9 protein-coding genes are annotated in these 8,111 nt (G+C 36.4%); all 9 read right to left on the bottom strand.

Translation table 11 applies throughout. From position 1 onward, the window contains the following. Positions 1 to 202: 202 nt before the first annotated feature. The 9 genes from rpoD to KI369_RS06580 all read right to left on the bottom strand — a co-directional run bounded on the left by rpoD (position 203) and on the right by KI369_RS06580 (position 8,017). The gene (rpoD, locus tag KI369_RS06620; protein ID WP_144612568.1) at positions 203 to 1,330 is read right to left on the bottom strand and encodes an RNA polymerase sigma factor RpoD; all 1,128 of its coding nucleotides are present in this window, start codon (positions 1,328 to 1,330) and stop codon (positions 203 to 205) included. Positions 1,331 to 1,389: 59 nt separating this feature from the next. Then, positions 1,390 to 3,186 carry a DNA primase gene (dnaG, locus tag KI369_RS06615; RefSeq protein ID WP_212955459.1) on the bottom strand — a complete coding sequence of 599 codons (1,797 nt, stop codon included), beginning with the start codon at positions 3,184 to 3,186 and terminating at the stop codon, positions 1,390 to 1,392. Between the two features lie 329 nt (positions 3,187 to 3,515). Continuing rightward, positions 3,516 to 3,671 (bottom strand): hypothetical protein, encoded by a 156-nt coding sequence (locus KI369_RS06610; RefSeq protein WP_212955461.1) that lies wholly within the window; start codon positions 3,669 to 3,671, stop codon positions 3,516 to 3,518. 367 nt (positions 3,672 to 4,038) lie between these two features. After that, positions 4,039 to 4,851: a pyruvate, water dikinase regulatory protein gene (locus KI369_RS06605; RefSeq protein ID WP_212955458.1), complete on the bottom strand. Its 813-nt coding sequence runs from the start codon at positions 4,849 to 4,851 to the stop codon at positions 4,039 to 4,041. Positions 4,852 to 4,880: 29 nt separating this feature from the next. Then, the gene (gene ccpN, locus KI369_RS06600; RefSeq protein WP_000583758.1) at positions 4,881 to 5,513 is read right to left on the bottom strand and encodes a transcriptional regulator CcpN; all 633 of its coding nucleotides are present in this window, start codon (positions 5,511 to 5,513) and stop codon (positions 4,881 to 4,883) included. Positions 5,514 to 5,620: 107 nt separating this feature from the next. Continuing rightward, complete coding sequence (gene recO / locus KI369_RS06595) at positions 5,621 to 6,367, bottom strand: DNA repair protein RecO (RefSeq protein ID WP_144612562.1); 747 nt, start codon at positions 6,365 to 6,367, stop codon at positions 5,621 to 5,623. Positions 6,368 to 6,400: 33 nt separating this feature from the next. After that, positions 6,401 to 6,544 (bottom strand): YqzL family protein, encoded by a 144-nt coding sequence (locus KI369_RS06590; RefSeq protein WP_000883924.1) that lies wholly within the window; start codon positions 6,542 to 6,544, stop codon positions 6,401 to 6,403. 176 nt (positions 6,545 to 6,720) lie between these two features. After that, entirely contained in the window at positions 6,721 to 7,626 is a 906-nt protein-coding gene (era, locus tag KI369_RS06585) for a GTPase Era (RefSeq protein ID WP_048531222.1), read from the bottom strand. Further along, positions 7,619 to 8,017: a cytidine deaminase gene (locus KI369_RS06580; RefSeq protein ID WP_063260793.1), complete on the bottom strand. Its 399-nt coding sequence runs from the start codon at positions 8,015 to 8,017 to the stop codon at positions 7,619 to 7,621. Before KI369_RS06580 ends, era begins: the two co-directional genes overlap by 8 nt. Positions 8,018 to 8,111: the final 94 nt, after the last annotated feature.

Genomic DNA, 8,111 nt, shown 5'->3' with positions numbered 1-8,111 from the left:
ATTTCTCACTTTTCTACATATATTTTTGTATAGAATAAACAAAATTAATCGAAAAATCGAAAAATGAGCATTTGCAAATCAAAAGACAATTCTGTAAAATAAATTACAAGAAATTGTAATCGCTGCCGATAGCTAAAGTTTAACAAAAGTTAACAAAATAAAGAAGTTTACTTCACAAAGGTGAAGTAAACTTAAAGGTAGCCTATTCTAAGAAATCCTTAAGACGCTTGCTACGGCTTGGATGTCTTAATTTACGAAGTGCTTTTGCTTCAATTTGACGGATACGTTCTCTCGTTACGCCGAATACTTTCCCAACTTCTTCAAGCGTACGAGTTCGTCCATCATCTAAACCAAAACGAAGACGCAGAACATTTTCTTCACGATCTGTTAGTGTATCTAACACATCTTCTAATTGTTCTTTTAGCAATTCATACGCTGCATGGTCCGCAGGCGATGTTGCTTCTTGGTCTTCAATGAAATCACCTAAATGGGAGTCATCTTCTTCACCAATTGGTGTTTCAAGAGAAACTGGCTCCTGTGCAATTTTTAAGATTTCGCGTACTTTTTCTGGAGCAAGATCCATTTCTTCACCAATCTCTTCAGGAGATGGTTCGCGTCCTAAATCTTGTAATAATTGACGTTGTACACGAATTAACTTATTAATCGTTTCAACCATATGAACTGGGATACGAATTGTTCTTGCTTGGTCTGCAATCGCACGTGTAATTGCTTGGCGAATCCACCAAGTTGCATACGTACTAAATTTGAAACCTTTACGATAATCGAACTTTTCAACCGCTTTAATTAGACCCATATTCCCTTCTTGGATCAAGTCTAAGAAAAGCATACCACGGCCCACGTAGCGCTTTGCAATACTTACTACAAGACGTAAGTTTGCTTCTGCAAGACGACGTTTCGCTTCTTCATCGCCTTCTTCAATACGCGTTGCAAGTCGAATTTCTTCTTCTGCAGATAGTAAATCTACACGACCAATTTCTTTTAAATACATACGAACAGGATCGTTGATTTTAACCCCTGGTGGTACACTTAAATCGTTAAGGTCGAATTCTTCTTCCGATTTTGCTATTTGGCGATTATTAGGGCCTTCGTCGTTGTCATTGTCGCCAACTAAGTCAATCCCTTGTTCACCTAAATATTCATAGTATTCATCCATATGATCGGATTCAATTTCAAACCCATTCATGCGTTCTGCAATCTCTTCATATGTAAGAACGCCACGTTTTTTTCCGAGCTCAGTGAGTTGTTCTTTCACTTGCTCAAGGGTCATTTCAGTTTCAATTTGTTTAGAACGAGCTGGTTTGTCAGCCATCTGTTCCCCTCCTTACGCGAGATACAAACATTCATTATACTAAAAATTTATCAAAAAAGCTATTTTCTCGCTTTTTGATTTTGTAAATATGCTACATAATATTTAGCAGCCTCTACAGGATCTGTTTTTTCCATTTGTTTTATCTTAAAGATGATTTCCGTCTTTTCAAGTTTTTCTTGATGACGTCTAAGTGTCTCCAAATGGCCTTGTAACACTTCTTCTGTGTATTCTGGATTAATAAATTCATCCGTCGAAATATCAGTGATAATATTTTTCAACTTTTCATCAGCGAGCCAACTTAAAAATGTTCCGACTGAAGGTTCATTTCCCTTTTCATAATATGCGTATAGTTCATATAAAATCCCTTTATGTTCTTCTGTGTGAAAATCTTCTATGTGGGATTCCATACGAACAGCCACTTCTGGACTTTGCAACATATGGTAAATAATTTCTCTTTCTGCCCTTTCAAAACCTGTTAACTTCGGCTTTGTTTGAACAATTTGAGATGGCTTAGAAACCTGCTTTACTTGTTTTTGCTGTACCTTTTGTTCTTTGCGATATTGGTGCAATTGATTCAAAAGTGTTTCCATTGAATACGAAAATTCTTGCGATAACGACTTCAGATATGATTCTGCCTGCATCGCATCCTGTAGCAACGATAACTCTTTTAAAACACTTTTCACATATTCTTCTTTGCCAGACTCATCTTGCAAATTTTTCCCTAAACGCAAATAATTTATTTTAAAACCAACAAAACTTATACTTGATTTCACAAGATTTTCAAAAGCAGTTGTCCCATATTGTTGCACATATTCATCAGGATCAAGCTTATCTGGCAAGGATGTAACTTTCACTTGACAACCAACTTGCAACAATAATTGCCCTGCTTTCATCGTTGCTTCTCGCCCTGCTTTATCACCATCATAGCAAAGAACAACAGTTTCAACGTTACGTCGCAGAAGTTTTGCTTGTTCTTCAGTTAAAGCTGTTCCCATTGTCGCAACAGCTTCCTCCACACCACTTTTTACCGCAGCTAGTACGTCGGCATACCCCTCAAAAAGGACCACTTGCCCACGTTTTCTAATAAACGGCCTCGCTTGATGGAAATTATACAACAATTTACTTTTATGAAAAATCGGTGTTTCAGGGCTATTTAAATACTTGGGAGTGTCATCTCCTAACGCCCTTCCACTAAACGCTATCACTTTACCTTGTAACGTATAGATCGGAAACATAACCCTTCCACGGAAGCGATCATAATGGCTACCATCCTTCTCGCTTCTTATGAGAAGACCAGCTTGTTCCATACTAGACAGCGATAAGCCTCTTTTTTGTAAAATTTTCGTTGCTGCATCCCAAGCAGGTGACGCATAACCAATTTCAAACTTCTCAATCATTTCTTTCGTAATACCACGTTTTAACAAATACGAAAGTGCTTCATTTCCTTCTTCTGTATTTACTAATAAATGATGATAATACTTTTTCAAAAGTTCATGAGCCTGTTGCATGATGACAGTGTCATCAGATATGTCTTCTTGTTGTCCTTGCCCTGATGTATACTCTGCAACCGCAATTCCATTTCTTTCACCTAGCTTTTGAACAGCCTCGGTAAAAGCCAGTCCTTCCATTTTCATTAGAAAGGAAAATACATTCCCACCTTCTCCACATCCGAAGCAATGAAAAATTTGCTTATCAGATGAAACAGAGAATGAAGGCGAATTCTCACCATGAAATGGACAAAGGCCGAAATAGTTACGCCCCTGTTTTCTAAGTTGAACGTATTCACCAATCACTTCTACAATATCCGATGACGTCCGAATCTGTTCAACAACTTCTTCGGGAATTCTGTTCCCCATAAATCCATCTCCGTGTCGTATTTTGTATTCGATATAAATTAAAAAATTCCTTTATAATTCGACAATATTTTTTCTAAATTTATTAGAAAGTGTTGTCGATCACGTTATCAAACGATTTTGTAGGCCTTTTTCTGCGTAATTTCGCAGATACGTACCTACTATATAAAATTGTATCCATTTGCTCATCTGTTACAAATGTACCTCCTGGAGACAATACATATACACTTTTTTACAAGAAGACTAGCAAGCACCATATGCTATGTGATCACGAGATCTGTTTCTTTTGCATGTTGATACATATAAAAAATCAACTTTAGCTTATTCAGTATCTACATAGATCCAATTTTCCTTGCTGCTTCCTTAAACGATGAGCATACGATGTGACAAACAAAATTTCGACATGAACTTTCGTTCCAACTTGCACAATTTTCAGCATTCACAGGATATGCATCTGCATCAACTAATACGATATTGATGTTTTGCATATTTCTGTATTCTACATCCCTTCTGCGAATCCTCCCATAATGTGCGTTTTCTTGTATAGATTTTGTCGATTTAACGTAATTACATGTCTTTTCGTAAATCCTATCCCTAGTTTATTCTGAAAAATTAAAGTCTAAACGTAAAATATAGGTTTTTATCACAATTTTTTATTATAATATATTTTCTTCAACTACGCTACATATCCCTTTATTTTTTCATCTTCTATTTCAGGATAACGAAACCGTGCCTTTAGCATAATAAAAAGACAGAAGAATATAAGTATAACCACTTCGCTATAATCTATTACGAAATCAACAGGCATTGTGTTTCTCACGAGCGAAAAAAGCACATTCACCTTTGGTAAATGTGCTAAAACATTTTTTGGTTTTGCACTGCATTCACAATAATGTTGGCTGTTTCTTCAATCGCTTTATTCGATACATCAATTACTTGACAATTTATTTTACTAACTACATTCTCAAAGTGATCAATTTCTTCTTTAATACGATTAATATTGGCATATGTTGCACCGTCACTTAGTCCAAGTGATTTCAATCGCTCTTTTCGAATATGATTCAACTTATCTGGCGTAATTTTCAAACCGAAGCATTTTTCTTTAGCCACTTGATATAATTCTTCAGGCGGATCTACTTCTGGTACGAGTGGTACATTAGCAACTTTCAAACGTTTGTTATGAGCTAAATATTGAGAAAGTGGTGTTTTTGATGTGCGCGAAATGCCAATCAATACGATATCTGCTTTTAAAATACCACGTGCGTCTCTACCATCATCATACTTTACAGCAAACTCAATCGCTTCAATCTTTTTAAAGTATTCTTCATCTAATCTACGAACAACACCCGGCTCATACCTCGGCACTTGCCCTGTAATTTCTTCAATTTGATCAATTAGAGGCCCGATAATATCATATGCTTCTACGCCCTCTTTTGCAGCCTCTGCCACTAAATACTGACGCATGTCAGGCTTTACTAACGTAAAACAAATAAGCGCTTGATTGCTCTTAGCAATCGAAATCACTTCTTTTAATGTCCCTGTATCTTCTACATACGGTACACGTCTAATATCAGGAGCAAATGGGAATTGCCCCATTGCCGCTCGAACAACCAAATCAGCCGTTTCTCCAACAGAGTCAGATACGACATATACGATTTTATTATCCATTACATTACCTCACTTTAAACAAATTACACTTATTCGTTATTTACTAAGTTTACAAACGCACGTGTAATATTTGTTTTTGTAATTCGTCCAATCACTTCTAAACCTTGTTTCGTATCTTTTACAACTGGCATCGCGTCAATCTGTCTTTCTATTAATTCCATCGCAATATCATATAAAGAATCTTCTCTACGACACATCGCAATGTTTGGCATCCTTGTCATGATAATATTAACCGGAAGAGAGGTTAAATCCTGCTTTCCTAGGCTAGCTCGTAATAAATCTTTACGAGATACAACGCCAACTAATAGAGTCGATTGATCTACAACGAATAATGTACCTACATCCTCTAAAAACATAGTACAAATCGCATCGTATACTGATACATTTTTATCAATTACAACTGGTCTAGATTGATAATCTTGTACTTTAATTTTCTTAACAGCTTCAGATAATAGCTGCCCCCCAGTTTTACCCGTATAAAAATAACCTACGCGTGGACGCGCTTCTAAATAACCAGCCATCGTTAAAATTGCTAAGTCTGGTCTTAGCGTTGCACGTGTTAATCCCAATTGCGCAGCAATTGACTCCCCTGTAATAGGACCGTGATCTTTTACAATCTGAATGATATGTTCTTGCCGTTTATTCAGCTCTATGATAATCACCACCTTTAATGCACAACGAAAAAAGTTATACTATCTCTTAAATATTATATACTAAATATGCTATTCGAAAAAGATAGGATGTAAAAAGGACCGTATACGGCCCAAAATTATATTTGAAACTTATCAAGTTGTTCTAAGAAACGTCTTGATTTCAAATAAATCCCGCAATATTCATCATAATATGTATTCAATACTAAACGCATTTGTTTTTTTGTGCTATCCTTCACTGATACATTGCCAAGTCTATGTAAATCGAAGTGGTAGAAAAGACGTAACAATTTATGAACAGCTTCCCCCACTGGTATGCGATACTGGTCTTGCTCAGCATGACGCGAGCACAGAAAACCGCCTTCCCGAACAGAGAAGGCGACAAAATCTGTTTCTTGATGACAAATCGCACATGTATCAAAGTATGGGCGCATCCCTAATACCGGAAGCATTTTCGTTTGATAAATTAATGATAATACTTCTGGATCAACACCCTCACACATATAATGCAACGTTTGATATAACATTTCAAATAAATATGGATTATGTTTTTTATCTTCTGTTGCTTTATCAGTTAACTCAATAATAAATGATGCATAAGCAGTTAAAAATATATCCTCGCGAATTTCTTTCATGGTTGAAATAATCTCGCCTTGTTGCAAAGTTCCAAGTCCAGATCCCATTTGAATAAGAAAATTACCATGTGTCATAAGTTGCGAAACAGATGCTAACCGACTTTTCGGTTTTTTCGCTCCTCTTGCCATTGCACTTACCTTACCCAATTCTCTTGAGAATATTGTAACAATCTTGTTCGTTTCTCCGTAATCTGTCGTACGGATAATGATGCCCTCAACTTTTTGAAACATGTTCGTCACCATCCAAGGTTTGAACAAAACGGGTCAAGAAATTGGAGAGTCTAGATGCGCTAGCTCCTCTTCATGTTGATCCATCTCATCGTTTACGTCTTTTTCCATTTCTTTCAAAAGCAAGTACGTTTCAATGCTTCCTGTTTTGGAGAAAAACTTCCAGGTAAAATCTAGCATAAGAATCCACCTTTCTCAATAAGCGTAGCCTATAAACCAATTTCCTTTGTTGTTATTAAATTGACCCATTTTGTCCATTTTCATGTGAGAAAAATTTTTCCTAATTTGTCAAAACTCATAAAAACCAATAATCAGCGGATGAACAAAACATCCGCTGATTACAGCTTTACTCTATTTTAGTACTCGTCTTCGCGGAAACCAAGGTCACGAAGCTGAGACATTTTATTACGCCAATCTTTTTGCACTTTTACCCATACTTCTAAAAATACTTTAGAACCAAGTAATGCTTCAATATCAAAGCGAGCTCGCTTACCAACTTCTTTTAACATCTTCCCTTGTTTTCCGATAATAATCCCTTTTTGCGATGGACGTTCCACAACAATCGTTGCATTGATATAAACTGCCCCGCCTTCGCGTTTTTGAATTGCATCGATAACAACAGCCACAGAATGTGGCACTTCTTCACGTGTTAAATGTAGTACTTTCTCACGAATAAGCTCTGCAATAATAAATCTCTCCGGATGATCCGTTACTTGATTATCTGGATAGTATTGCGGTCCTTCTGGTAAATACTTTTTAATTGTTCCAATTAAAGCGTCCACATTATTACCGTCTAATGCAGAAATTGGTACAATCTCTGCAAACTCGTGTAGTTTGCGGTATTGATCAATTAACTCTAATAATTGCTCTGGATGAAGTTGGTCGATTTTATTAATTACTAAAAATACTGGTTGTTTCGTTTCTTTTAATTTCTCAATGATAAATTCCTCACCACGACCAAATCCTTCAACTGCATTGACCATAAACAGAACAATATCAACTTCTTTTAATGTCGTTTGAGCCATCTTCACCATGAAGTCGCCTAATTTATGTTTAGGTTTATGTATTCCTGGTGTATCAATGAAAATTACTTGTGAATCATTTTCTGTATATACGCCTTGAATTTTATTACGAGTTGTTTGTGGTTTGTCACTCATAATGGCAATTTTCTGGCCGATAATACGATTTAAAAATGTAGATTTCCCAACATTCGGTCTGCCAATAATAGAGACAAAACCTGATTTATAACCTTTTCTATTCATGTAAATCCTCCGCTAAAAATGCTCCTGGTAACAACTCTCCGACTGTCGTCTCTTGAACGTCACCATGTAGATTTGATAGGTATACTTTCGTATCCTGTTTACATAATTCTACCATAACTTGTCGACATGCTCCACAAGGAGGTACTGGACGCTTTGTGTCCGCTACAATCGCGATAGCTACAAACTCTTTATCTCCTTCAGAAACCGCCTTAAATAAAGCTGTTCTTTCTGCACAATTACATAAGCCATATGATGCATTCTCAACATTACATCCACGATATACTTTTCCATCCTGTGTTAATAATGCTGCACCTACTTGAAATTTAGAATATGGTACGTACGCTTGTTTACGCGCTTCGATTGCTTCTTGAATTAATTGTTCACTATTCATATTCCCGCATCCTTCCTGTTCACAGCTGTGAATAGATACACTCTCTTATTAAAGGCCTTTACGGCACTTTCAAAGCTTAATAAAAGCTTTGGAA

The sequence above is a fragment of the Bacillus sanguinis genome (genome assembly GCF_018332475.1).
In the GTDB taxonomy this organism is placed as follows: domain Bacteria; phylum Bacillota; class Bacilli; order Bacillales; family Bacillaceae_G; genus Bacillus_A; species Bacillus_A sanguinis.
Note: the sequence above shows the minus strand (reverse complement) of the source record. Positions and strands in the feature narration are given on the sequence as shown.

What these genes read in the sequence shown, in the direction of transcription:
- rpoD (WP_144612568.1), bottom strand. Translation starts at nt 1,330, where the DNA reads ATGGCTGACAAACCAGCTCGTTCTAAACAAATTGAAACTGAAATGACC.
- KI369_RS06580 (WP_063260793.1), bottom strand. Translation starts at nt 8,017, where the DNA reads ATGAATAGTGAACAATTAATTCAAGAAGCAATCGAAGCGCGTAAACAA.
- era (WP_048531222.1), bottom strand. Translation starts at nt 7,626, where the DNA reads ATGAATAGAAAAGGTTATAAATCAGGTTTTGTCTCTATTATTGGCAGA.
- KI369_RS06590 (WP_000883924.1), bottom strand. Translation starts at nt 6,544, where the DNA reads ATGCTAGATTTTACCTGGAAGTTTTTCTCCAAAACAGGAAGCATTGAA.
- dnaG (WP_212955459.1), bottom strand. Translation starts at nt 3,186, where the DNA reads ATGGGGAACAGAATTCCCGAAGAAGTTGTTGAACAGATTCGGACGTCA.
- recO (WP_144612562.1), bottom strand. Translation starts at nt 6,367, where the DNA reads ATGTTTCAAAAAGTTGAGGGCATCATTATCCGTACGACAGATTACGGA.
- KI369_RS06610 (WP_212955461.1), bottom strand. Translation starts at nt 3,671, where the DNA reads ATGCAAAACATCAATATCGTATTAGTTGATGCAGATGCATATCCTGTG.
- KI369_RS06605 (WP_212955458.1), bottom strand. Translation starts at nt 4,851, where the DNA reads ATGGATAATAAAATCGTATATGTCGTATCTGACTCTGTTGGAGAAACG.